18 protein-coding genes are annotated in these 23686 nt (G+C 40.6%); 13 read left to right on the top strand and 5 right to left on the bottom strand.

What is annotated here, in order from left to right:
* Positions 1-80 precede the first annotated feature (80 nt).
* Positions 81-1448, bottom strand: coding sequence for an MFS transporter (locus tag B5D46_RS00095; protein WP_078927699.1), 1368 nt, complete (start codon positions 1446-1448; stop codon positions 81-83).
* A gap of 215 nt (positions 1449-1663) precedes the next feature.
* Here B5D46_RS00095 and B5D46_RS00090 point away from each other — a divergent pair, with 215 nt between their 5' ends.
* Both B5D46_RS00090 and B5D46_RS00085 read left to right on the top strand, forming a co-directional pair.
* Complete coding sequence (locus tag B5D46_RS00090) at positions 1664-2995, top strand: glycoside hydrolase family 1 protein (RefSeq protein ID WP_078927698.1); 1332 nt, start codon at positions 1664-1666, stop codon at positions 2993-2995.
* Between the two features lie 419 nt (positions 2996-3414).
* Positions 3415-4464: a sugar ABC transporter substrate-binding protein gene (locus B5D46_RS00085; protein WP_078927697.1), complete on the top strand. Its 1050-nt coding sequence runs from the start codon at positions 3415-3417 to the stop codon at positions 4462-4464.
* A gap of 107 nt (positions 4465-4571) precedes the next feature.
* Here the strand turns inward: B5D46_RS00085 and B5D46_RS00080 are convergent, their stop codons facing one another.
* Positions 4572-5534 carry an aldose 1-epimerase family protein gene (locus B5D46_RS00080; RefSeq protein WP_078927696.1) on the bottom strand — a complete coding sequence of 321 codons (963 nt, stop codon included), beginning with the start codon at positions 5532-5534 and terminating at the stop codon, positions 4572-4574.
* 31 nt (positions 5535-5565) lie between these two features.
* A complete protein-coding gene (locus tag B5D46_RS00075; RefSeq protein ID WP_078927695.1) occupies positions 5566-6738 on the bottom strand; it encodes an ROK family transcriptional regulator in 1173 nt (390 codons plus the stop codon).
* Between the two features lie 298 nt (positions 6739-7036).
* Here B5D46_RS00075 and B5D46_RS00070 point away from each other — a divergent pair, with 298 nt between their 5' ends.
* The 8 genes from B5D46_RS00070 (at position 7037) to B5D46_RS00035 (ending at position 16435) form a co-directional block, all read left to right on the top strand.
* Positions 7037-7816 (top strand): SDR family oxidoreductase, encoded by a 780-nt coding sequence (locus B5D46_RS00070; RefSeq protein WP_031491686.1) that lies wholly within the window; start codon positions 7037-7039, stop codon positions 7814-7816.
* 46 nt (positions 7817-7862) lie between these two features.
* Positions 7863-8891, top strand: a complete 1029-nt coding sequence (locus B5D46_RS00065) for a sugar ABC transporter substrate-binding protein (RefSeq protein ID WP_078927694.1) — start codon at positions 7863-7865, stop codon at positions 8889-8891.
* Positions 8892-8964: 73 nt separating this feature from the next.
* Positions 8965-10479, top strand: a complete 1515-nt coding sequence (locus B5D46_RS00060) for a sugar ABC transporter ATP-binding protein (protein ID WP_078927693.1) — start codon at positions 8965-8967, stop codon at positions 10477-10479.
* Entirely contained in the window at positions 10480-11427 is a 948-nt protein-coding gene (locus B5D46_RS00055; protein ID WP_031491689.1) for an ABC transporter permease, read from the top strand.
* Positions 11428-11527: 100 nt separating this feature from the next.
* Positions 11528-13129 carry a xylulokinase gene (locus tag B5D46_RS00050; protein ID WP_031491690.1) on the top strand — a complete coding sequence of 534 codons (1602 nt, stop codon included), beginning with the start codon at positions 11528-11530 and terminating at the stop codon, positions 13127-13129.
* Between the two features lie 18 nt (positions 13130-13147).
* Positions 13148-13717 carry a DUF6553 family protein gene (locus tag B5D46_RS00045; protein ID WP_078927692.1) on the top strand — a complete coding sequence of 190 codons (570 nt, stop codon included), beginning with the start codon at positions 13148-13150 and terminating at the stop codon, positions 13715-13717.
* A gap of 51 nt (positions 13718-13768) precedes the next feature.
* Positions 13769-14815, top strand: a complete 1047-nt coding sequence (locus tag B5D46_RS00040; protein WP_200804993.1) for a zinc-dependent alcohol dehydrogenase — start codon at positions 13769-13771, stop codon at positions 14813-14815.
* 12 nt (positions 14816-14827) lie between these two features.
* Positions 14828-16435, top strand: a complete 1608-nt coding sequence (locus B5D46_RS00035) for a mannitol dehydrogenase family protein (RefSeq protein ID WP_078927691.1) — start codon at positions 14828-14830, stop codon at positions 16433-16435.
* 60 nt (positions 16436-16495) lie between these two features.
* On the opposite strand, the gene B5D46_RS00030 is transcribed toward B5D46_RS00035, so the two are convergent.
* Positions 16496-17449: an Rpn family recombination-promoting nuclease/putative transposase gene (locus tag B5D46_RS00030; RefSeq protein WP_078927690.1), complete on the bottom strand. Its 954-nt coding sequence runs from the start codon at positions 17447-17449 to the stop codon at positions 16496-16498.
* A 311-nt stretch (positions 17450-17760) separates the two neighbouring features.
* On the opposite strand from B5D46_RS00030, the gene B5D46_RS00025 reads away from it, so the two are divergent.
* The 3 genes from B5D46_RS00025 (at position 17761) to B5D46_RS00015 (ending at position 22781) form a co-directional block, all read left to right on the top strand.
* Positions 17761-19365 (top strand): methyl-accepting chemotaxis protein, encoded by a 1605-nt coding sequence (locus tag B5D46_RS00025; protein WP_078927689.1) that lies wholly within the window; start codon positions 17761-17763, stop codon positions 19363-19365.
* 203 nt (positions 19366-19568) lie between these two features.
* A complete protein-coding gene (locus tag B5D46_RS00020) occupies positions 19569-21494 on the top strand; it encodes a sigma 54-interacting transcriptional regulator (RefSeq protein ID WP_078927688.1) in 1926 nt (641 codons plus the stop codon).
* A 138-nt stretch (positions 21495-21632) separates the two neighbouring features.
* On the top strand, positions 21633-22781 hold the full coding sequence (locus tag B5D46_RS00015) for a glycerate kinase family protein (protein ID WP_078927687.1): 1149 nt from the start codon (positions 21633-21635) through the stop codon (positions 22779-22781).
* A gap of 118 nt (positions 22782-22899) precedes the next feature.
* Here B5D46_RS00015 and B5D46_RS00010 read toward each other — a convergent pair whose 3' ends face one another.
* Positions 22900-23088 carry a hypothetical protein gene (locus B5D46_RS00010; protein WP_031491699.1) on the bottom strand — a complete coding sequence of 63 codons (189 nt, stop codon included), beginning with the start codon at positions 23086-23088 and terminating at the stop codon, positions 22900-22902.
* Positions 23089-23686: the final 598 nt, after the last annotated feature.

Genomic DNA, 23686 nt, shown 5'->3' with positions numbered 1-23686 from the left:
CACATATGGGAAAACACAGAAATTCCAATCCGTTCAAAGCGTGTGCACACTCTCAGTAAAAGATCGAATAAAACTGATATTTAAGCGGTTTTTCTTAATGCTTTAAAACTTCTGAAAAGGAACAGTGCAGATACCAGTGTAAGTACAGCAGATAAGGAGAAGATAATCTGCATTGCCATTGAAAGCTCTCTTATATAAAGAGTTGTGCCCTCTTCTGAGGTAATGGCATAGAACAGAACCGAGGTAACCATAGCCATACATAATGCCATGCCACTGTTTCTAACCAGTGCCTGCATTCCAGAACCCATAGCATAGTATTCGCGAGGAACAGAACTCATGATGATAGTTGAGTTAGGTGCAGAGAACAGACCAAAACCAAGTCCAGATAGGAACTGAGCTAATGCTATAAGATAAAAAGGAGTTTTAGGCTCTATGAAACTTAGAATAAATAAGGATGAGCCTGAGATCAGAAGTCCTATAAAGGAAATCATATGTGGAGAATATCTGTCGGCAGCCTTTCCTGCAAAAGGAGATACGAGGCACTGAACCACAGGCTGAATGACCAGAATAATACCAGCCATTGATGCGGAGTAGCCATTTATAAGCTGAAGATGCATTGATAATAGCATCGTTATAGCAAAGGTAGCAAGATAATGGAACATTGAGCTTAGAAGACTTCCGTTCAAAACTCTGTTCTCAATAATCAGGATTATATTTAGTAGAGGATTTCTGGTTGTAAGCTCTCTGTAAACATAAATACACAGAAGAACAATTCCTACACCAAGAAGATAGAATCCATCCCTGTTGTTTATAAACATGGAAAGACCTGTAAAGAAGGTTACAAATCCTACAAGTGATAGTATTCCCTTAAGATAAGGGATCTTGTGAGGTTCAGGACTATCAGTAGGAATACTTCTGCACAATAGCGCAGCTGAGAAGTTACCGAAGGCGCTAATAATAAACATCGACCACCAGCCAATGTTGTCAGTAAGAAAACCACCTAAAAAAGGTGCGCATGAGATACCGGCATAAACACATGCTGTTGTCATTCCTATAGCACTACCCTTGGACTTGTTATCAATATTATCGATTAAAAGAGCATAGGTGGTACTGAATATAAAGGCATTAGATAATCCCTGCAGAGTTCGAAAGACAATCAGTGAATAGAAATTGGGTGAAAAGGCAATCATTACCGAGGTTACGGCAGATACCAGCGAGCCTAGAACAAATCCCCTTTTATGACCGATCCTCTGAACTATGGCAATTGTAGGAACCAGAAAGGCAGTTACAGCAATAACATATGCGTTTATAACAGCTGTTATATACTCTGGTGGTACTCCAAAATCACTGGACAGAGCAGGAATTGCGATAAAAATCGAAGATCCCATAAATGAGCCGCAAAACGAGTTAATACAGACGGCAAGGATCAGAAAACGGACAAACGGCATACTTATTATTTAATTTGCTCTAAGTTAATTATTTGTATATCTGCAATATTCTAGATCTAACTGTTTCCTTGTTCTAGAAAGACTCTGAAATTAACTCTTATTTATAAACACAAATCTTCAGATCTTTGAACACTGACGTTTTTTGATCCCCCCAAGCTTTTTAAATGCTCTATTATAAGTATCAACAGAAAATTTTCTTAAAAAAAGGGAAAAATATGGCGTTCAAATCTGATTTCATATGGGGAGCAGCTTCTGCAGCTACTCAGGTCGAAGGAGCTTATAACGAGGACGGAAAAGGACTAAGCATCTGGGATGTTCTTTACGACGGACATACCAAACACAATGATTCTCCTCATGTTGCATGCGACCATTATCACCGTCTTGAAGAAGATGTTGAGAACATGAAGAAAATCGGTCTGAAATACTACAGATTTTCTGTAAGCTGGCCAAGAATTATGCCTGAAGGTACAGGCAGTGTTAATCAGAAAGGACTGAATTTCTACAGAAAGCTCGTTGATTTACTGCAAAAGGCAGGTATCGAACCAATGATTACTCTTTATCACTGGGATCTGCCTTATGAGCTATATAAGAAAGGCGGATGGCAGAATGACGAATCACCTGAATGGTTTGCACAGTACGTTAAGGTTGTAGTCGAGGCTTTATCTGACAAGGTAAAATACTGGATGACCATTAACGAGCCTAACTGTTTTATCGGTATCAGTTATTTTGGCGCAACCCATGCCCCATTCCTTCATGATAAGAATGCACTCTATCCATGCACAAGAAATGTACTCTTTGCCCATGCAAAGGCAGTAAAGGTGATTAGAGAATACGCAAAGACAACTCCTGTAGTAGGTTTTGCTCCAACAGGACCTATCTTTAAACCAGAAAATGATTCAGAGGAAGCGATCAGAACTGCATATGAGAAGACATTCTCAAACGACATCAAAGGACCATTCTCAACAGGATGGTGGATTGATCCTGTTGTTCTGGGAAAGAATCCCGTAGGTCTTGAAGAGTATTTCGGTAAGCCACTTTTTACCTATGCAGAGCTTTTAGAGATAAAAGAGCCTTTGGACTTCCTGGGATTCAATATTTACATAGCCGCAGGACACAAGGTTGGTAATGAACCATATGAAACCAATGAGTATATTGGCTGTCCAAGAAACTCTCTTGACTGGCCTATCGATCCAGATTGCATGTACTGGGCAATAAGATTCCTTAATGAAAGATACAATCTTCCAGTACTGATTACAGAAAACGGCATGAGCAACAATGATTTTGTAATGCTGGACGGTAAGGTACATGATCCTCAGAGAATTGACTATATTCACAGACACCTGCTTGCAGCAAAGAAAGCAGCAGATGAAGGATATAAGCTTTTGGGGTATATCTACTGGTCAATCATGGATAACTACGAATGGGCGGAAGGTTACGATCCTAGATTCGGTCTGATCTACATTGACTACCGCACCCAGAAGAGAATCCTAAAAGATTCAGCTTACTGGTATAGAGATGTGATTGCCTCAAATGGAGCTAATCTGTAGCAAAATCATATTTCAAAAAATCTACTTACATATCCATCCTTTCATACAAATGTTTATGTATGAAAGGATATATACCTTTCTAATAATCTCTAATAATCACCATTAGAAATAAATTTTCAATAATCCATTAAGATCTTACTATTGTCTGAAAGTTATTTTCTTTTTGCATATAAATTACACTTTATAAAAGTCATATCCATTTTATAAAAGTCACTTTCATAAAGTCTTTTAAATCCTTTAAATATCATTTATGATTAGATCCCGATTAAGGAATATTCATAAAAAATACGCTTTACAGGTAAAAATATTAACCTATAATTCAAAGTGAATTTCCTTATAGATTTTCTGAATAGAAAATTGTCCTTACTGCAAAAGGAACAGACTTGGTTACTTTTGCCTTGTTTGATTTATGGTGCTCTATGAAAAACGTAAAAACCGCAATTAAGTTATTATTTGCTTCTCTTGCTTTCACTTCTCTTACCGCATTAAGCGCAGAAATAACAAACCTCAGTCCAGATACAGAAGCAGATCGTATCAGCTGGCAGAAGCTTGATGTACAGTTAGGAAAGACTCCTGCATTTCCACAAAAAACTGTATTAGGAGCAATAGCAAAAACCAAAGATATTGAATTCTGGCAGAATATCGGAAAAGGATATAAGTTCATGGCAGATAAGATGGGCGTAAAGCTGGACTATCTTGCAGCTCAGAACGAGGAAGATCCTTTAGGCCAGCTCAATATTGCAGAAACACTGATTGCAAAGAATGTAACTGCAATTCTAGCATCTCCTCAGACTGATGTTACCCTGCAGCTTCCTTTCGAAGAGGCTTTAAAGGCAAAGATCCCGCTAATCAATGTGTCAGACGCAGTTATACCTCAGACCCGCTATTTTGTTGGCGGCATGCATTATCGTAACGGCATGGACGTAGCTGAATGGTTCCTGGAGAAATATCCTAAAGGCGGCGAGGTTGCAGTAATTGAAGGTTTACCTTTAGTCTATGCAACAACTCAGCGTTCACGCGGTTTTATCAACACACTGAAAAAGAATCATGACTTCAAGGTTGTAGAGCAGGTTTGCGGTAACTGGGTATTTGAGGACGCTCAGAAGGTTACTGAAGAAATCCTAAAGAAACACCCTAACATTATCGGTATTTACTGCCACAATGACATTATGGCACTTGGAGCTGTTGATACCCTTAAGAAACATGATCTTTTAGGTAAGATTGCAGTATTTGGAACAGATGGTATTTCACTTGCCTACGAATCTATTGCAAAAGGCGAGCTTACAGGAACAGTTGACTCCTTCCCTGAAGTAACAGGTGCAATTGCAGTGCAGGTTGCTGCCCGTGTAATCAGTGGACAGAAGGTACCACGTGTTGTCGTAACTCCACAGAAACTAATCACAAAAGATAACTGTGAGACTTACAAGAACCGCAATATTGACTTCCTGATCGAAGAGCTTTCAAAATAGTTTTAACTTAGAAGAGTATGAAAAAAGGGCCAGTGGGGAACTCTCCTCACTGGCCTTATAATTCTCCGTCGAAATGATATGCTGCAACAACGGAGAAGAACATCAGACTAGCTTAATCTTATGGTTACCTTGTAATTTAAGGATTCACCTGGTTTTACAAACTTAAGCTGACCGCGCTTACGCATTTCAGCTCTTCCCTCTGGAAGGGTGTTACCACACTCAAGGCCCATTACATAATCACGTACGCCCATCATCTTCCACTGAACAAAATGATCAAGCTCTTTAGCATCATATGTAATCTCAAGTTTGGTTCCAATCTTTGGCTGCTCGATTGAAGCATAGCCCTTTCCATCCTTGAAATAATGATAATAGCAGCGCTCCTCATAGTGCTCAGTTGGTTTCTGAACCTTCATCCAGTTCTCAATATCTTCCTGAGCGTGGGCATTACGAGCAATAACCTGATTTGACGGAATAGTGATGATGCTGTCCTCATCTAGGAGTGGATAGCCCATATTCATGTGGTAAAGGATACCTACCTGCTCATCCTTATCACCACAGTTTAGAATCTTATCAGTAATAACAATTACATTTTCCTTGGTTGAAACGCTGATCTTACGCTCTAAAACCAGTTTTCTGCCAAAAATGGTCTCATCCTTAACAGTTGCATATATGCATAACTCATCACCTTCCTCTCGGTAATAGATATGCTCACAAGGAGTATTGCCAATTGAACCATGCAGAGGAAGCTCTTCACCTTCATCCTCGTTAGGAATACCGACATTCTGGAATCCGCAGGTAGTCAGAAAGCCTGCAGTAAAAGAATTCAGCCAGTTTGCGCCAATACTGTCATAGTATGCAGGTGCAACATAACCGCAGGCTGTCATATAGCTCATGTTCTGACCTTTAAAGCGCAGTCTTGAAATATCTGCACATCTGTCTGCGCAAACAGTAAGGTCAATACCTTTACCATTATGAACCTCAAACAGGCGCATGCCGTCGCCCTTTCCACCTACAAGACGGTGTTCCTCAACACCATATAACTGAGATTCATGTCCAATGTATGGATTCATTTAATTTACTCCTTGACTATTTTTTATGTTTTTAAAATTCAACTGTTTCAGGTTTACAGTACGTTGACCAGGACTCGATTGGTCTTACATACTCCGGAATTTCTTCAGCCAGATAAGGAAGTGCAGCTCCAATGGCACTTGCATGATGCTCAACTCTGGACTTAATTACAAAACCAGGCTTGCAGGTAAATGTACTTCTGTTGATGATCTCATTTTCAATAAAGGCTACATCATCAGGAATTAGCCACATTGAAAGATCACCGCCCAGGATGATCCTTCTCTCCAGAATCAACCAGGTCTGATACAGACCAAACGCAATTGTGGAAAGATATTTTCTCCATCGCTCTTCATGAGATTTTGATTTTTCCTCACGAAGTTTAAAAAAGAAATCGGGAATGCTTTCACCATCAAATAAGGTAGCAAAATTGCAGTAGGTATCTATACAGCCACGTCTACCGCAATAGCAGAGCTTTCCTTTTGTCGAATAGGTTATATGATCCCATGATCCTGCATATCCAGAACGACCATGTTCTATACAGCGGCTCTTGATCAGGGCACCGCCAAGATGCTCTGAAAGAGCAATGTATATACCGTTTGAAACTTTTCTATTATGCCAAAGTTCTGCCAGAGCAGCAGTCTTTACATCATGACACAGACGGACAGGAATCGAGATATCCTTTCTGATAACATCAATATCCAGCTCTGATGTATCAAGAATCTTAGAGAAAATAATCTCTGTTCCATCCTTGCTGACAACACCCTGAATGGAGATACCGATTCCAAGGATATTATCAAGTGGATAACCACATGTTGAGATTGCTTCCTTTAGAAGCGAATTAAGTTTAACTGAATAGGCTTTTTCGTTTTTGTATTCAACACCGATGTTCCAGAGTTTTACCACTTCACCTTTCAGGTCGCATAAGCAAATCTTTATAAAGTCTTTTCTGATTTCCGCACCTAGAGCTAACTTGGATCTAGGTTGAAGTCTGTAGGAAATTGCAGGTCTGCCGCCAGAAGAATCCATAAGTTCTCCGGGACCAATCATACCCATATTCTCGAGATCTTTCATATGACCATTGATTGTTGGCAGGCTGAAACCTGTCAACTCTGCGATCTGTGGTTTTGACAATGCATCATGCTGAAAAAACAGACCGAGAATTCTTTCCTTATTTTGTCTTTTTGGGTCAATATAAAAATCGTTCACAACTTCATCCTTTAATAGCTTTCATAAATTCACTGTACCGTATAAAAGAAATCAAAAGTACAGAAGAAAGCCAGAAAACACGTTATAAATCACATTTTTTTGAGGTATTTTACACGATTTATGACTTCTATCAAATAACTTATATAAAGTCATATAATAAAAGTTACTTTATTAAAATTACTTTGCTAAAGTAAAAAACAACAAAATAACAAAAATAAGTAATTTCACTTTTATAGAAATTATTACAGAAAAATTTTTAAACACACAAACAAATATATGTAAATAGGGAGTTATCTTCATGAATATTGTAGATAAGTTTAAGTTAACAGGTAAAACTGCATTTGTAACCGGTGGCGCTCGTGGTATTGGTAAAGCTGTTTCAGAGGGCTTTGCACAGGCTGGAGCAAACATTGTTATCGCTGATTTAGATGAAGCAGAGGCACAGAAAACCGCTAAATTCATCAGCGAGGAGTACAAGGTAAAGAGCATTGCAGTTAAAACCGACGTAACAAATCCTGAGAGTGTAAACAACCTTATAGATGTTATCGATCAGGAATTCGGCAGATTAGATATCGCTTTCTGCAATGCAGGCATCTGCATCAATGCAGAAGCAGACAAAATGACATTTGACCAGTGGAGCAAGGTTATCAATATTAACCTTACCGGTGTATTCCTAACCGCTCAGGCAGCTGGCAAATACATGATCAAAAAAGGCATTAAGGGCTCTATCATCAATACCGCTTCAATGTCAGCTCACATCGTTAACGTACCTCAGCCACAGTGCGCTTATAACGCATCAAAGGCCGGTGTAATCCAGTTAACCAAGTCCTTAGCAATTGAATGGGCAAAACACGGAATCCGCGTAAATTCAATCAGCCCAGGCTATATCGGAACTGAGCTGGTAAAGGCTTCACCTACTCTGATTCCACTAATCAAGACCTGGAATGAGATGGCCCCAATGCATCGCTTAGGCGAACCAGAGGAATTACAGTCTGTAACCTTATATCTTGCATCTGATGCAAGCTCATTTACAACAGGTTCTGACGTAATAGTTGACGGTGCATTCACCTGCTTCTAATCTCGCTCGAAAGAGTACTACATACAAACATACATGGAGTTTACAAATGAAAAAAACTTTACTATCAGCACTTTTCTGTGCAGCTACATTAGCATTTACAGCACCTTCTTTCGCTGCAACAACCAGCGAAACTCAGGGTATTCAGGCAAGTCCTGAGTTCTATGCAAAGGCTAATCTGAGTGCATTAAAGGGCAAGAAGATCGGTATTACCATTCAGTCACTGCGTAACGCATACTGGGCAGGTGTTATGGCTGCTTTAGAGGATGTTCTAAGCGCTAACGGTGCAAAATTCACCATTGTTGAGTGTGACGACAAGTCAGCAAAGCAGGTAGCACAGATCGAGAACTTCATTTCATCAGGCTGTGATTTCATTCTGGTTCACCCATCAGATGCAGCTGCAGTTGAAGATGCATGTGCTGAGGCAAGAAAGCAGGGCATCAAGGTTATGTGCTGGGATGATCCTATGACCAATACCGACGGCAACTGGATTCTAAACAACACCAACCTTGGTATTGCAATCGGTGAGCTTGCAGGTAATTTCATCAACGAGCACTACTCAACCGACAAGAAGGCAAAGGTTGCAGTTCTAGGCTTCCCACAGACCAAGATCCTGTTAGAGCGTGAGGAAGGTATCCGTGAGGGTATGAAGAACGTTGCTGACGGCAAGTATGAGATCGTTGCAAGCCAGGCTGCACTTCGTCCAAACGAGGCTCAGACTGCAATCGAAACTATTTTACAGCGTGAACCAGACTGCAAGGTTGTAACTGGTATCGGTGCAGGTCCTATGATCGGTGCTGATGAAGCTTTACAGATCGCAACCAACGGCAAGATCCCAGAGGATATGGGTGTATTTACAACTGACGTAACCAAGCAGCAGTTACAGCACCTGTCAGATCCAACCTATCCTGCTAAGGGCATCATCGGTTTCGAGGGTTCAGACGTTGATACAGCTACCAGCTGTGCAAGCATGTTCGCTTTAATTCTTGAGAACAAGCTTCCTGAGCACAACGTAATCCGTGGTGTAGCTCCTATTACCAAGGAAAATGTTGAGAAGATTAGTTCTGGCATGAAATAAAAAATAATTAGCCAAACAGAACAAAAAAAAGCCTTCTCACACAGATGGGAAGGCTTGCATAAGGAGATTGGGAATGAGCGAGAACTATGTTCTGGAACTTGAACATATAAGAAAGGAATACCCTGGTGTAGTTGCCTTAAAAGACGTTACTCTCAGACTAAGAAAAGGTGAGGTTTTAGGTCTTATCGGCGAGAACGGTGCAGGTAAATCCACACTGATCAAATGCTGTACCGGTGCAGAAATTCCAACATCAGGAAAGATCCGCGTAAACGGAAAAGAATTCGACAGAATGAGTCCTCAGCTTGCAGCTGAGAACGGAGTTGCAGTTATCTATCAGGAGTTCAATAACGTTGGAGAACTCTCTGCAGCAGAAAACCTATTTCTAGGCAGACCAATCCGCAAGGGAATGATAATTGACAGAGCAGCTATGGAAAGAGAAGCCCAGAAGGCCTTTGATCAGCTGCATATAAAAATCAATCCAAAAGAGCTGGTAAAAAACCTTACCGTAGGTTATCAGCAGATGATTGAGATTGCCAAAGCAATTCAGCAGAACGCACAGGTTCTGATTATGGATGAGCCAAGTGCTCCTCTAACCTCAAACGAAGTTGAAAATATGTTTAAGGTTGTTGAGCTTTTAAGAAAGAAAGGCGTATCCATCATTTATATTTCTCATCGTCTTGAGGAAATCTTCAGATTATCAGACAGAATTGAGGTTATCCGTGACGGTGAATATGTTACTACCCTGATTACTCCTGAAGCCACCGTAGATGAACTCATCAAGCTGATGGTTGGCCGTGAGCTTACTCAGAAATACCCTCCACGCAAGAGCTGCGTTAACAAGGATAAGGTGGTACTTGAGCTTAAGAATGTAACCGGTAATGGAGACAAGGATATCTCTCTACAGCTGCATGCCGGTGAGGTTTTAGGCTTAGGTGGTCTGGTAGGTGCAGGAAGAACCGAGCTTGCTGAGATTATTTTCGGAGCAAAGCAAAAAGAGTCAGGAACCATTCTTTTCAATGGAAAGGAAATCAATCCTCAATCCCCTAGAGAGGCAATTGATCTTGGAATAGCCCTGGTACCGGAAGACAGAAAACGTCATGGTGCTCTTTTAGGAATTTCCATCAAGAACAATATCAATATGCCTATTTATGAGCGTATTTCAAAGTTAAGCGTAATCAATTCCAGAAAAGAGAAAGAAATCGCTGAAAAGTACCGTGAGGAAATTCAGATTAAGTGTCCAACACTGAACCAGCTGGTGAAGAATCTTTCTGGTGGTAATCAGCAGAAAGTTATTTTAGGAAAATGGCTGGCAGCTGACTGTGAACTGATTATTTTCGATGAGCCAACTCGTGGTATTGACGTAGGTGCCAAATATGAAATCTACAAACTTATCAATGAGCTGGTTGAATCAGGACGCAGTGTGCTGATGATTTCATCAGAAATGGAAGAGTTAATGGGAATGTCGGATCGCATCATTGTTCTTGCTGAAAATCGCATGACAGGTGAGCTACAGAAAGAAGAGTTCGACTCTGACAAGATTATGCAGTATGCATCCGGTATTACAGATGGGGCAAAGGAGTCTCTATAAATGTTAAACGCAAACTTTTTAAAACAGAACGCAATCTGGCTGGTTTTCATCGCCGAAATCATTATCTTCGCAATTGCCAGTGATGGAACCTTTATTACAGGAAGAAACATTATCAACATCTCTCGTCAGGTTTCCTACTATGGAATCGCTGCAATCGGTATGACCTTCGTTATTCTGATTGCAGACATTGACCTGTCAATCGGCTCAATCATCACTCTGGTTAACGTGGTTTGTGCCTGGCTGATGGTAGCTGCCGGTGTAAATATGTGGGTTGCTGTTGCAATTTCCTTAATCATGGCCACCGGTATCGGTCTTATCAATGCGGTCATGGTTGCTGCAGTAGGTATCCCAGCTCTGATTGCCACATTCGCATCTCAGACTGTATTTGAGGGTGTTGCCTATCTGATTTCAGGTGGTCGTCCAATTGCAGGATTTGATTCAGCTTTCGGTATTTTCGGTCGCTGGTCAGCATTTGAGATTCTTCCAATCTGCGCAATTCTGATGGTTGTCTGCTTTGCACTAGGTAGCTTTATCCTGAACAAGACCTATTTCGGCCGTTACTTCTATGCAATTGGTGGTAACGAGGAAGCTGCAGAGCTGTCTGGAATTCGTGTAAACCGCGTTAAGTATCTGATCTATGCATTCTCAGGATTCTTCGCAGGACTTGCAGGTATCGTGCTGCTATCAAGAGCAAACTCAGCACAGAGCACCGTAGGTAAGGGACTGGAGTTCGATGTTATCACCTGCGTAGTACTGGGCGGTGTATCAGTATACGGTGGTGTTGGTTCCATGTCAGGTGTGATTGCAGGTGTGCTGATTATCGGCTCTCTGACCAACGGCATGATTCTGATGGACGTAAGTGAATACACCCAGATGGTGGTAAAAGGTCTGGTACTGGCAGTTGCCGTAGGTATCGACTGTATGTCCAAGAAGCGTCGTAAGAGATAAATAAAAGAACTATCCGATACAGCGCGCTCTGTATCGGATACCCCAAACAAAACAGACAAAAATAATAATAATCTACAGAGAAAGACAAACAGGAAAAATTATGAATAAGTCAGTTGCTACAGTTATTACAGAAGGCAGAACCGCACTTGGAATTGAACTTGGTTCTACCCGAATCAAGGGAGTACTTACAGACTACGAGGGAAATGTTCTCGCAGTTGGTTTTCATGAGTGGGAGAACTCTCTAGTAAATGGAATATGGACATACTCACTGGAAGATGCTCTGGATGGACTTAGTGACTGCTACGCAAACCTGAAAAAAGAAGTTGCAGACAAATATCAGGTTACTTTAAAGAAAATCGGTGCTATCGGTATTAGTGCCATGATGCACGGATATATCGCCCTGGACAGGGATGACAAACAGTTAGCCCCATTCCAGACATGGAGAAATACCAATACCACTGAGGCTGCAGATGAACTTACAGAGCTGTTCTCATACAACATTCCTCTAAGATGGTCTGTTGCACATCTCTACCAGAGACTTTTAGATAAGGAAGAACACGTAGAAAAGGTGGCCTCAGTATTTACTCTTGCAGCATGGATTCATTACAAACTTACAGGCTGCAAGGTCATCGGAATCGGTGATGGTGCTGGTATGTTCCCAATTGATTCTGAAATCAGGGATTATGATCAGAAGATGGCGGACAAATTTGATGCCCTGCTCTCTTCAAAAGGCTCAAAGCTGAAGATAAGAGAAGTTTTCCCTAAAATTCTGGTTGCAGGAGATGATGCAGGAAAACTTACAGCAGAGGGCTCAAAGTTATTAGATAAGACAGGAGATCTTGAAGCAGGAATTCCTTTATGTCCGCCTGAGGGGGATGCTGGAACCGGCATGACAGCCACTAACAGTGTTGCCCCTCGCTTCGGTAACCTTTCAGCAGGTACCAGTTCCTTTGCGATGGTGGTTTTAGAGAAACAGCTTTCAAAGGTTTACCGTGAGATTGATATGGTAGCAACTCCATCAGGATTCCCTTGCGCAATGTCTCATGCCAACAACGGCACAACAGACCTGAATGCATGGGTAATGATGTTCAAGGAATTCTGTGATCTTATGGGAATAAAGGCTGATGCCGGCGAGCTTTACTACAAGCTTTACAATCATGCCATGAAAGGAGATAAGGACTGTGGTGGTCTGTTAGCCTACGGATATTATTCAGGTGAAAACATCACCTTTATCAATGAAGGTCGACCATTATTTGCAAGAATGCCTGACAGCAGATTCAACCTTGCAAACTTCATGAGAGCAAATCTCTATACCTCACTAGGCGCTGTGAAGCTGGGTATGGATATTCTGCTAAAGGATGAAGGTGTTAAACTCGAACAGATACTAGGTCACGGCGGCTTATTCAAGACACCTGGTGTTATGCAGCGTATTCTGTCTGCAGCTATCAATACACCGGTTGCAGTCATGGAAACAGCTTCCGAAGGCGGAGCTTGGGGAATTGCCCTGCTGGCCGCTTACCTGGCAGATGGTAAAAAAGAAGGAAAACTTGAGGACTTCCTCAACAACCGTATCTTTAAGAATCTGAAAGGAGATGTAATTATGGCAACTCCTGAGGAAGTAGAAGGATTTGAAACATTTACCCGTCATTATGTTGCAGGCTTAGAAGTTGAAAAGTCAGCAATCAAGGCAATGAACTGGTAGATGAGGAAAAAAATAAAAATGGAACAGCAGATTAGACAATATTTTGAAGAACTAGATCCTGAGAAAAGAAAGGCTCTTTTAGAAGAAATTGACAAGGACACACCAAGTTTCCGTCGAGAACTCTATAAAAAGCGTTTTGAATTCAGACGTAAGCCTGACCGTATAGCAGATCTGTGGCTTTTTAAATGTGTCTATCTGCCTGGCCTGTATCGCCGCAAGTTTCTAAAGAAGGCAACATTGCGCGAAGTTAACCTGACTATAGACGAGTTTTTCTTAAGAGAAGAACTAAATGAAGAACAGCGCGAAGAACTGTATCTTGAAATGAGAAATGCTGTACGCAGATATCTTTCAACATGCAAAAGCGCAAAGTATGCCTCAAGCTTCTTTGGACTGAAAAAAGCTTCAGATGACGAGAAATTTCAGAGAACAACTGAAGATATATGGAAAATGTCACGAGGAATAGCTCGAGTATATGGCTTAGAAAAAGAACTATCGTTATGGTGTGAAGCATGTTATGCGGAACTGATTGCGTATGAACCTTCATGTGAACAGCGATATAACGAACTGGAACAAGATTTCAAAAAATAAATAAAAGGGATCACCCCTATAACGAATAACAAAATATCAAGGAGTATAAAAATGAAAGAGACTATGATTCAGCAGGTAATGACCGCTCCAGGAAAAATCACCTTTAGAGATGTACCTGTACCAAAGGTTGGACCTGATCAGGTTCTGGTAAAGATCAAGAAAATTGGCGTCTGCGGTTCTGATATTCATGTTTATCATGGCTCACATCCTTACACATCATATCCTGTAACTCAGGGTCACGAGGTTTCAGGACAGATTGTCGCTTTAGGCGAATATGTAAAAGACTTAAAGATTGGTCAGAAAGTTATTATTGAGCCTCAGGTATTCTGTGGCAGATGCTATCCATGTCTTCACGGCAAATATAACCTATGTGAAAAGCTGAAGGTTATGGGATTCCAGACCACCGGTACCGCAAGTGAGTTCTTTGCTGTTGATTCAAGCAAAATCACCCCAATTCCAGAGGATATGACCTATTCTGAGGGTGCAATGATGGAGCCTCTGGCTGTTACCGTTCATGCTGCAAAGAGATTCCCTGATTTAAAGGGAGCTAAAGCTGTTGTTCTAGGCTGCGGCCCTATCGGAATTCTGCTGATTCAGTCTCTTAAGGCTTTAGGTGCCAAGGAAGTATTTGCAACAGATATCTCTGACGGCAGACTTGCTCTTGCAAAGGAATTAGGCGCAGATTATGTAGTCAACACCATGAAGGATGACTACGCTAAGGCTCTGGTTGAAGCTTTCGGTCCTGATAAGGCAGACGTTATCTATGAGTGTGCCGGCACTGACATCACTATGGATCAGGCTATTCAGAACGCAAGAAAAGGCAGCACCATCATTTTAGTTGCTGTATTCGGCAAGAAGGCAAATGTTGATCTTGCAAAACTGAACGATTCAGAGCTGGATCTGAATACCTCAATGATGTACCGTCACGAGGATTTCGTTGATGCAATCAGATTCGTAAACGAAGGTAAGATTAAGCTGAAGCCACTTCAGAGTGCTAAGTTCGCTTTTGCTGATTACAATAAGGCTTACGAATACATCGATAATAATCGCGAAAGCACCATGAAAGTTTTAATTGATGTTGATCCATCTGAAGAATAAGGACCAGACATCATGAAACTTTCGTACGAGACACTTGATAATAAGGATTTCTGGGAGTCAAAGGGAGTAAAACTCCCTTCCTATGACGTCCGAGAGATTACACGTAAAACCGTTGCCTCTCCTCGCTGGGTACATTTCGGAATCGGTAATATCTTCAGAATTTTTATCGGCGGTATTGCTGACAAACTGATATCCGAAAAGCTTCTGGACAGAGGTATAACCTGTGTTGAAACCTTTGATTATGACGTTGTAGACAAGATTTACAAACCTTTTGACAATCTTGTTCTGGCTGCAACACTTCATCAGGACGGCAGAAGAGATTTCAGTATTCTGGGTTCTCTTAGTGAAGCTCTAAAGGCAGATACAAAAGACGGTTCTGCAATGAAACGTCTTGAGGAAATCTTCACCAACAGGGAACTTCAGCTTGTAAGCTTTACTATTACAGAAAAGGGATATGCACTGAAGGGAGCTGACGGTAATTATCTTCCATACGTTAAAAACGATATTGAAAACGGTCCTGACAGATGTGTCGGAGCAATGGCGATAGTTACTTCAATGCTTTACAGACGATTCAAAGCTGGCGCTACTCCTCTTGCGCTGGTTTCTATGGACAACGTTTCCCAGAATGGAAAGAAGCTTCGTGAAAGTGTTCTGGAAATGACCGAGAAATGGATAGAAAAGGGATTTTTAGATAAAGATTTCCTTTCCTATGTCTCAGATGAAAAGAAAGTAGCTTTCCCTTGGTCAATGATTGATAAAATCACCCCTCGTCCTGGAGATGCACTTTCAAAAGATCTTAAGGATATGGGTATTGAGGATATGGATGTTCTGGTTACTTCCAAGAAGACCTATATCGCTCCATTTGTAAATGCCGAAGCACCTCAGTATCTGGTAATAGAAGATTCATTCCCTAACGGCAGACCTCATTTTGAAAAGGCCGGTGTTTTCATGACAGACAGAGAGACTGTCAACAAATCAGAACGTATGAAGGTTACAGTTTGTCTGAACCCTATTCATACCGCGCTCTGCACCTATGACTGTCTTTTAGGCTATACCTTCTTTGCTGACGGCATGAAGGATCCGGAACTTTCAAAACTTGCAAAGCAGCTTGGATATGTAGAAGGTCTTCCTGTAGTTGAGGATCCTAAGATTCTTTCTCCAAAAGCATTTTTGGATGAAGTTCTGAATGTAAGATTCCCTAATGCATATATGGGAGACACCTCAGCACGAATTGCTGTCGATATTTCTCAGATGGTAGGCATCCGTTTCGGTCATACCATTAAAGAACATATCAAGACAGACGGAACAGATAAGCTGGTTGCTCTGCCTCTGGCTATCGCTGGCTGGTTGAGATACCTTCTTGCAGTAGATGATAATGGGAAAAAGTTTGAATTATCGCCTGACCCTATGCTGAAGGAACTTACAGATTTACTATCTGATGTCCGACTGGGGGATTCTGATTCAGTTAAAGACCATCTGAAACCAATTCTTTCTAACAAGAATATATTTGGATTGGATTTATACAGTACAGAGCTTGGAAATAAGGTTGAGACTATGGTTAAAGAATTGGTCGAAGGCCCGGGTGCAGTTCGCAATACGCTGAAAAAATACCTTTCTTAGTCAAAATGTAAATTTCAGTAACCTCCTCATTTAAGGAGCTTTCAAAGCTCCTTATTTTTTTTACTTTATCTTACTCTTTATGGAATCCCAGTTTTCTTCAGGAATACCCAAGGCACTTAATGCTTCTTCAACAGTAAATTTTTTGTTAATCATCAAGTTCTTAATGTTATCTAATCTTTCTTCTACACGGCCTTCTGCACGTCCTTCTGCACGACCTTCTTCTCGACCTTCTTCTCGACCTTCGGATCTTTCTTGCTTCATCATGCTTTTGTAATCAAGAATCTCCATCTCACGGTTCAGATAAGCAGCATAATTATCAGGATCTTTCATAAATTCATTCCTTATATTTATTGCCTTCCCCAAAATATTGTCATGCAGCATAGCACTCTCTTCTCTTTTAGAGAGTTTCCCTGAGAAATAGGCAAGCCATTTCTCCGCACGGCTCATTTCAGAAAGCGACTTCTTCTTGAACTTCTGCAGTTCCAGAAAGTGAAGCTCAAGCAGATTCGTAATAGGTTCACCGTCCTTTATATTACAGATTTTAGCAGTTGTGTGCGGTTGTTTTTGGGTCTCCACCTTAAAAATATTGAATTTCATCAGATTAATACAGATAACAGGTTTTAGTTCACTATAGCTGTCGCCCTTTACCAGAGAACCTGCATAAAGTTTTGACCAGTAGAACAGACTCCTTCCAATCCAGGCAAGATCATTTGATACCTGAACCTCAATATCTATCTGCTCTCCTGAAATCAGCTGACAGCAGATATCGAGTCTTGAAATTTTCTCATACGAGTTCTCTGCATGCTGCTCTGTATCTGTGTAGACCAAATCTGAAATCAGATTATCGCCTTCTCTTTGAAGGATGGAATTAAGAAAATCTATTAGTATTTCCTTGTGTGAAAACAGCTTTTTTGCAAACGCATCATTGGTTGTGCTGATATGTCCCATTGATGAGATTTCATCAAGAATTGAATTCACTCTTGTGTTGTTTTTTAAATCAAAATTAAGATTCATTTAGTTAATGCCTCCCATTATTAAATAAGGCACTAATCATAAATGACAATTTTCATAGTCTTTTTATAAGGCTCTATTTTTTGTAAAAAATCATAATAACTTATTGCTTTACAAAGAATATTTTGGTAAAAAAAAAAGATTATTCTTATAATATTCTTCTTATAATTTGAAAAAATTTAACAAACTTTTCAATAAGTAAACCGATATTAATAATAATTCTAAAATTACAATCTATACTTATTTACATGAAAGGTCTCTTAACTGAGAAGAATTTTGTTTTGTTACAAAACAGTTACCTGATGAGGTGTTAGATGTTTAATAAACTGTCAGTAAAACTTAAGGTCATGGGCGGTTTCTTCCTTGTTATATTATTCACACTGATAATCGGTCTCACAGCACTTGTCATTATGAATAACTTCAACAATGCAGCAGGCTATGTTCACGAGATTATCAATGTAAAGCACGGAAGAACCTATAATCGACAGCAGGCTCTTACAAAGGCATCAAAACTTTTCTTCAACTATCAGTGGGATGTTGCATCATTGAGTAACAGCCAGGTAGATGAGCTCAAAGGTGCAGTTCAGACCATTGTGGACTCCATGAAGGCAATGACAGGAAAGACAGATCCTCAGATTACCAATGCAATCAAAGGCTCTGTAAACGCTATTAACGAGGCATTCAACTCAGAATTTCTTCCTGCAGTTATGGAAAAAGATCAGGAGAGAGTCACCAACGTCTACAGAAAGGTAATCTACCCAAATTTTGAAATTGCAGAAACCAATCAGTCAAAACTTGGTGAAGCACACTTGCAGCTGGCAGGTCAGGCAATAGAATCAAACACATCAATGGTTCCTTTCTACTTTACACTTGGACTACTTGTTTTTGCATGTATTGTTGCCATGTTAATCGCTTATGCAGTTACAAACTATACCGTAAACAATCTTGATAAGGCTGTTAAGGCTGCAACAGAAATTGCAGATGGAAATCTTACCCATAAGATTGAATCCAACAGCAAGGATGAATTTGGAACACTGATTCGTGCAACCGACGCTATGCGTCAGGAATTAAATGATCTTGTTTCCAAGATAAAAGACTCCGTAGCCAAAGCTGTAACTGATTTCAATGAAATAAACAATATCACCCTAAAAATCAATAACTCTGCAGAAACCACTGAAAGCAAAGCTGTTACTGTTGCTGCCGCATCTGATGAGATGGTTTCAACAACCGGAGATATTGCCAAGAACTGTCAGAGTGCAGCTTTAGAATCTGAGCATGCAAACAACACCACCGAACAGGGCGTAAGTGAAATCAACGGTACCATTGAAAGTATTCAGTCTCAGGTGGAAGCTACAAGACAGAATGCCGAGCAGATTAAGGCTCTGGTAGACCAGTCACAGAAAGTCGGAACCATTGTTCAGACCATTGAGGATATTGCATCACAGACAAATCTTCTAGCTCTTAATGCTGCTATTGAGGCTGCCCGTGCCGGTGAAGCCGGTAAAGGATTCGCTGTTGTGGCAGATGAGGTTCGAGCTCTGGCATCCAGAACAGCAACATCAACTCAGGACATCATCAAGATGGTAACCCAGATTCAGAATGATGCAAACAATGCAAATGAATCTATGGTTCAGTCTCTGCAGAACATGGATGCTCTGTCAGGTCAGACAACCAACATCCAGGGAATGCTGGGCAGCATCATTGACCAGGTTGCAAGTGTAAACAGTCAGATTACCCAGATTGCAACCGCAGCTGAAGAGCAGACAACAGCAACCTCAGAGATTTCAAACAATATGCAGGGAATTACAGGAGAATCACAGGAACTGCGTTCAATGGTTAACAGTGCACAGGAAATGGTTAACGACTCGGTGCACAATCTGAACTCACTAAGAGATATGGTAGCAAGATTCCGAGTTTAGAAAGACTCATCATTACTATTTCAGGGAGAACAGTTACTCTGTTCTCCTTTTTCTTTTCCTGTAATTATATCCTTACATTCTTCTCACCTCTCAAAATGTGTTGCACTATATCTCATTTTTAATCTTATAAATCAATGCTGTTAGCACAAGCTGATACAATTTCTGCAACACATTTATATATATGCAACACTATGGTAGTTTCTATGACCAAAATAGCATTCATTCTTCCGGATAACAGGCTGATTAAAAGAAGCAAGGAAATCTGTCGTGAACTTAATCTTGAAGATCAGGTTGATTTCTACAGATGCGATATTGATGAGGCAATTACTCTTGCCAGAGTACTGGATAAGACTGAAAGCATAGATGCCATCATCTCAAGATACGGTATCGCACATGTGCTCATGCAGGAGAATCTATCTGTTCCGGTTATTGAAATCATGGTGACAGGACAGGATCTGGCACAGGCCTTTTTCGAAGCAAAAATCAGGGCTGGTACTAAACATCCCAGAATTACCTATCTAGCCTTCAGTAATATGTCCAATGATATCCAGAGATTAAGCAGGATAATGGGAATTGATCTTGAAATCTGCGAGCTTGAAGCACCAGAAGATATCACCAGAATCATAGACACTCTTCCCAAAAAATCCACTGATATTCTCATGGGTGGAGCAACCTCAATGGCTTATGGAGCGAAAAAGGGATTTGTAACACAGGTCGTTGAATCTGGAGACTGTGCCTTAAGAGAAGCCTTTAAATCTGCGCAGAAGGTTATCCTTGCCAAAAACAACGAACGACGACATACCGAAGAGTTCATAACGCTGGTTAACTCCGTTCGTGAAGGCGTGATTTACGTTAATCGTGACAGAAAGATTCAGTACGTTAACTCCCAGGTTGAAAACCTCTTTAACATCAGATTTGATGAGGTAAAAGGATTAGATCTCAGGAAGGTTCTTTCAGACAATCCTCAGTTCAATGAACTTTATACGGCATTGGATAACTGTGAAAGCAGAAAGGAAAGCTATCATGATATTCTTGTAGAACTGAACTCAAAATGGCTTGCTTTCGGTATTGAGCCTGTAATTGTCAATTCAAATGTATTAAGTCTAGTTATTACCGTAATGGACGTTACCACGATTCAGGAAACAGAAATCAAGGTACGAAATGAGGTCACCAAGAACAAGTTTTATGCAAAATACCGTTTCGACGATCTGGTTGGAGACTCTCCTGAAATCAAAGAGACCAAACGACTGGCCCGTGAATTTGCTGCCGTTGATACCACTGTTCTGATTACCGGTGAATCAGGTACAGGAAAAGAGCTTTTCGCTCAGAGCATACATAACGCCTCAGCAAGAAAGAACGGTCCATTTGTTGCAATTAACTGTGCAGCTCTTCCTGTAAATCTTCTTGAAAGTGAGCTGTTCGGCTATGTTGAAGGAGCATTTACCGGAGCCAAACATAAAGGCAAGGCCGGTCTTTTTGAAATGGCACATCACGGAACCATATTCCTGGACGAAATCTCTGAAATGGAGATGTATGCACAGAGCAGACTTCTCCGCGTAATTCAGGAACGTCAGGTTATGAGACTTGGCGATGACAAATACATTCCGGTTGATGTCAGAATCATTGTCGCCACCAATAAACCTCTTGCAGAACAGGTGAATAAAGGAGAGTTCAGACAGGATCTATACTACAGACTCAAGGTGTTAACCTTTAAGGTTCCTCCACTGAGGAACAGAAACGGGGATATACAGGTTCTTTCAAAGTATTTCCTCTCGCACTACTGCTCAAAGCATAACCGTATCAGAACCTTCTCAAAGGATGCGCTTAATCTTATGGAGAAATATAGCTGGCCGGGAAATGTTCGAGAACTTCGCTATTTCATTGAAAGAATGGTAATAGTCACAAAGCAGAAGGAAATTACAGCTCAACAGCTTATGACATACTGGGATGACAGAGATTTCGGAGAAAAAACAGAAAACCAGCAGATACAGCAGACTCCTATTGATGAGGCTGAGCGCATTAAACAGGCAATAGAAAAGGCAGAGGGAAATATCAGCAGAGCTGCACGTGCACTTGGAATAGACAGAAGCACAATTTATAGAAAACTTAAGGCAAAATCTAAAGATTAAGTGTTGCGAGCAAAAACGTATGCAACACTTTATGTTGCACACAGAAAAAACAACTAAAATAAAAATCCTTATAAAACAGTCAATTAGCCGATGGCATGCTTTTTGCTTAATCCAAAAGCATACATTAAGGAGTATTAAATGAAAATTGTACTGGCCCCTGATTCATTTAAGGGAAGTCTAAGCTCTGTCCAGGCAGCGTCAGCCATGGAAAAGGGTATCAGAAAAGCAGTAAAAGACGCACAAATCGAGAAAGTCTGTATTGCAGACGGTGGTGAGGGAACTGTTGAAGCTATAGTATCAATGACTAAAGGACAGTATGTTCATACCACTGTCGAAGGGCCTTTAGGAGAAAAGGTTGATGCTGTATGGGGACTTTGTACTACAGAGAAAGGTAAAACCGCTGTAATCGAAATGGCTGCAGCCTCAGGCATTCTTATCACTCCACAGAATAAAAGAAACGTAAAAAAGGCATCCACATTCGGTACTGGACAGCTAATAAAGGCGGCCCTGGATAGCGGAGCATCCTGTATTATCATCGGTATTGGGGGATCTGCCACCAATGACGGCGGTGCCGGTATGGCACAGGCCTTAGGAGCACAGTTCTTTGACCGGGAAGGAAAGATTCTTCCAAAAGGAGGAGAAGCACTTTCAGAACTTCACAGTATCGATTTAAGAGATCTCGATCCTAGACTTAACTATACAAAAATTCTTATTGCATCAGATGTAAAGAATCCTTTATGCGGAAAAAACGGATGTTCAGCTGTATATGGACCTCAGAAAGGAGCAACTCCTGAAGATGTTGAGATTCTTGATAAGGCACTTGAAAACTTCGCAGCTATTGCCAAAAGAGATGTTGGAACTGATATCAGAAATGTTCCCGGAGCAGGTGCTGCCGGCGGACTTGGTGCAGGACTGATGTTATTTGCCAACGGTAAAATGGAGCCAGGAATCGAACTCGTTTTAAATATTATCGGTTTTGAAAATATCGTTAAAGATGCCGATCTGGTATTCACAGGAGAAGGCTTTACCGATTCTCAGACAGCAAACGGTAAAGCTCCTGTTGGAGTTGCAGCTATTGCCAAGAAGTATAAGATTCCGGTTATATGTCTTTCTGGCGGTATCAGCTCTGACGCCTCAGAACTCTATAATCATGGAATAGATGCCGTAGGAGGGACACCTTGTGCTCCTGTAAGTCTTAACAGTTGTATAGAGAATGCAGCGGCTATGCTGGAAGATGCCGCAGAGCGAATGATTAGACTGGTTTTGATAGGTACAAAGCTGAAATAGGAAATAATGTTCATTGCTCTTCAAAGGTAGCAGCATATGCTACCTTCTTTTTTGTGTGACAGAGCCTTTCAGAGATACAAATCTCTGTTCTTATATCCTTAGCCGACCTTGAAAAAAGCTAAATCAGATCGTCATATACTACAAAGATAACTGAGCTTTTTCCTTTATCCCCATATTCCTCAAGTCTGATGATCATGACATTGGAATTCTGTCTTTGCCATTCCTCAAACTGCTGTAGCGCTAGAGAATTCTTTCTTCTTTTAGAACTGCTTTTAAAGTCGTCTAAAAACTGTTTGACTCTGACCATGTTTGCTCCTTATGGGCACAAAAAAACCGTTAACTATAAAGTGTAACGGTCCGTGCTCAATATTGCCTGATTGTTTAAGATCGTGGTGACAAAGTCTCTGTGCACATTTCTCTGACCTCCTTGTATACGCGGCGTCGCGTACCTAACATGTGCATCAGCAAATAGTTCACGATACTTATTTAAGTCTCTACAGAGGGTAAGTTTTTTTACCATGCATTTTCTCCTCGCTATCTTGATTGTAGAAAATATTTTTTTTCGTTGAAATAAATAACTGAACTCTAGTTTCCCACATGGAAATTTAAAACAAAACTAGATTCACTCTAGGTTTGATGCTCTTTAAAAACTTGTATTGATTTATTTTTGGGAAGAGGTGTAATTATAAGCAAAAAAAAGCTTATATATCTGATAGATACCGATGAAAAGGTGTGTTTAATATGTTATAATTTTATCTGCTAAAACAAAAAGTTAACATAAAAAAACACACCATGAATATGATACCTAAAAATACCTCTTCTAGCAATTTTACTGATACATTTTCTTCTCTTTTTTCTGTTCTTGGTCTCTGTAGTTTACTCAAAGTTGCAGGCTTTAGAAAAAG

Origin of the sequence: Succinivibrio dextrinosolvens DSM 3072 (assembly GCF_900167015.1) — a bacterium.
Classification (GTDB): domain Bacteria; phylum Pseudomonadota; class Gammaproteobacteria; order Enterobacterales; family Succinivibrionaceae; genus Succinivibrio; species Succinivibrio dextrinosolvens.
This window is presented reverse-complemented; position numbering and strand designations above follow the sequence as displayed.

Bases quoted from the DNA above. Each gene is read 5' to 3' on its own strand.
- B5D46_RS00095 (WP_078927699.1), bottom strand. From the start codon at position 1,448: ATGCCGTTTGTCCGTTTTCTGATCCTTGCCGTCTGTATTAACTCGTTT.
- B5D46_RS00090 (WP_078927698.1), top strand. From the start codon at position 1,664: ATGGCGTTCAAATCTGATTTCATATGGGGAGCAGCTTCTGCAGCTACT.
- B5D46_RS00085 (WP_078927697.1), top strand. From the start codon at position 3,415: ATGAAAAACGTAAAAACCGCAATTAAGTTATTATTTGCTTCTCTTGCT.
- B5D46_RS00080 (WP_078927696.1), bottom strand. From the start codon at position 5,534: ATGAATCCATACATTGGACATGAATCTCAGTTATATGGTGTTGAGGAA.
- B5D46_RS00070 (WP_031491686.1), top strand. From the start codon at position 7,037: ATGAATATTGTAGATAAGTTTAAGTTAACAGGTAAAACTGCATTTGTA.
- B5D46_RS00065 (WP_078927694.1), top strand. From the start codon at position 7,863: ATGAAAAAAACTTTACTATCAGCACTTTTCTGTGCAGCTACATTAGCA.
- B5D46_RS00060 (WP_078927693.1), top strand. From the start codon at position 8,965: ATGAGCGAGAACTATGTTCTGGAACTTGAACATATAAGAAAGGAATAC.
- B5D46_RS00055 (WP_031491689.1), top strand. From the start codon at position 10,480: ATGTTAAACGCAAACTTTTTAAAACAGAACGCAATCTGGCTGGTTTTC.
- B5D46_RS00050 (WP_031491690.1), top strand. From the start codon at position 11,528: ATGAATAAGTCAGTTGCTACAGTTATTACAGAAGGCAGAACCGCACTT.
- B5D46_RS00045 (WP_078927692.1), top strand. From the start codon at position 13,148: ATGGAACAGCAGATTAGACAATATTTTGAAGAACTAGATCCTGAGAAA.
- B5D46_RS00040 (WP_200804993.1), top strand. From the start codon at position 13,769: ATGAAAGAGACTATGATTCAGCAGGTAATGACCGCTCCAGGAAAAATC.
- B5D46_RS00035 (WP_078927691.1), top strand. From the start codon at position 14,828: ATGAAACTTTCGTACGAGACACTTGATAATAAGGATTTCTGGGAGTCA.
- B5D46_RS00030 (WP_078927690.1), bottom strand. From the start codon at position 17,449: ATGAATCTTAATTTTGATTTAAAAAACAACACAAGAGTGAATTCAATT.
- B5D46_RS00025 (WP_078927689.1), top strand. From the start codon at position 17,761: ATGTTTAATAAACTGTCAGTAAAACTTAAGGTCATGGGCGGTTTCTTC.
- B5D46_RS00020 (WP_078927688.1), top strand. From the start codon at position 19,569: ATGACCAAAATAGCATTCATTCTTCCGGATAACAGGCTGATTAAAAGA.
- B5D46_RS00015 (WP_078927687.1), top strand. From the start codon at position 21,633: ATGAAAATTGTACTGGCCCCTGATTCATTTAAGGGAAGTCTAAGCTCT.
- B5D46_RS00010 (WP_031491699.1), bottom strand. From the start codon at position 23,088: ATGGTCAGAGTCAAACAGTTTTTAGACGACTTTAAAAGCAGTTCTAAA.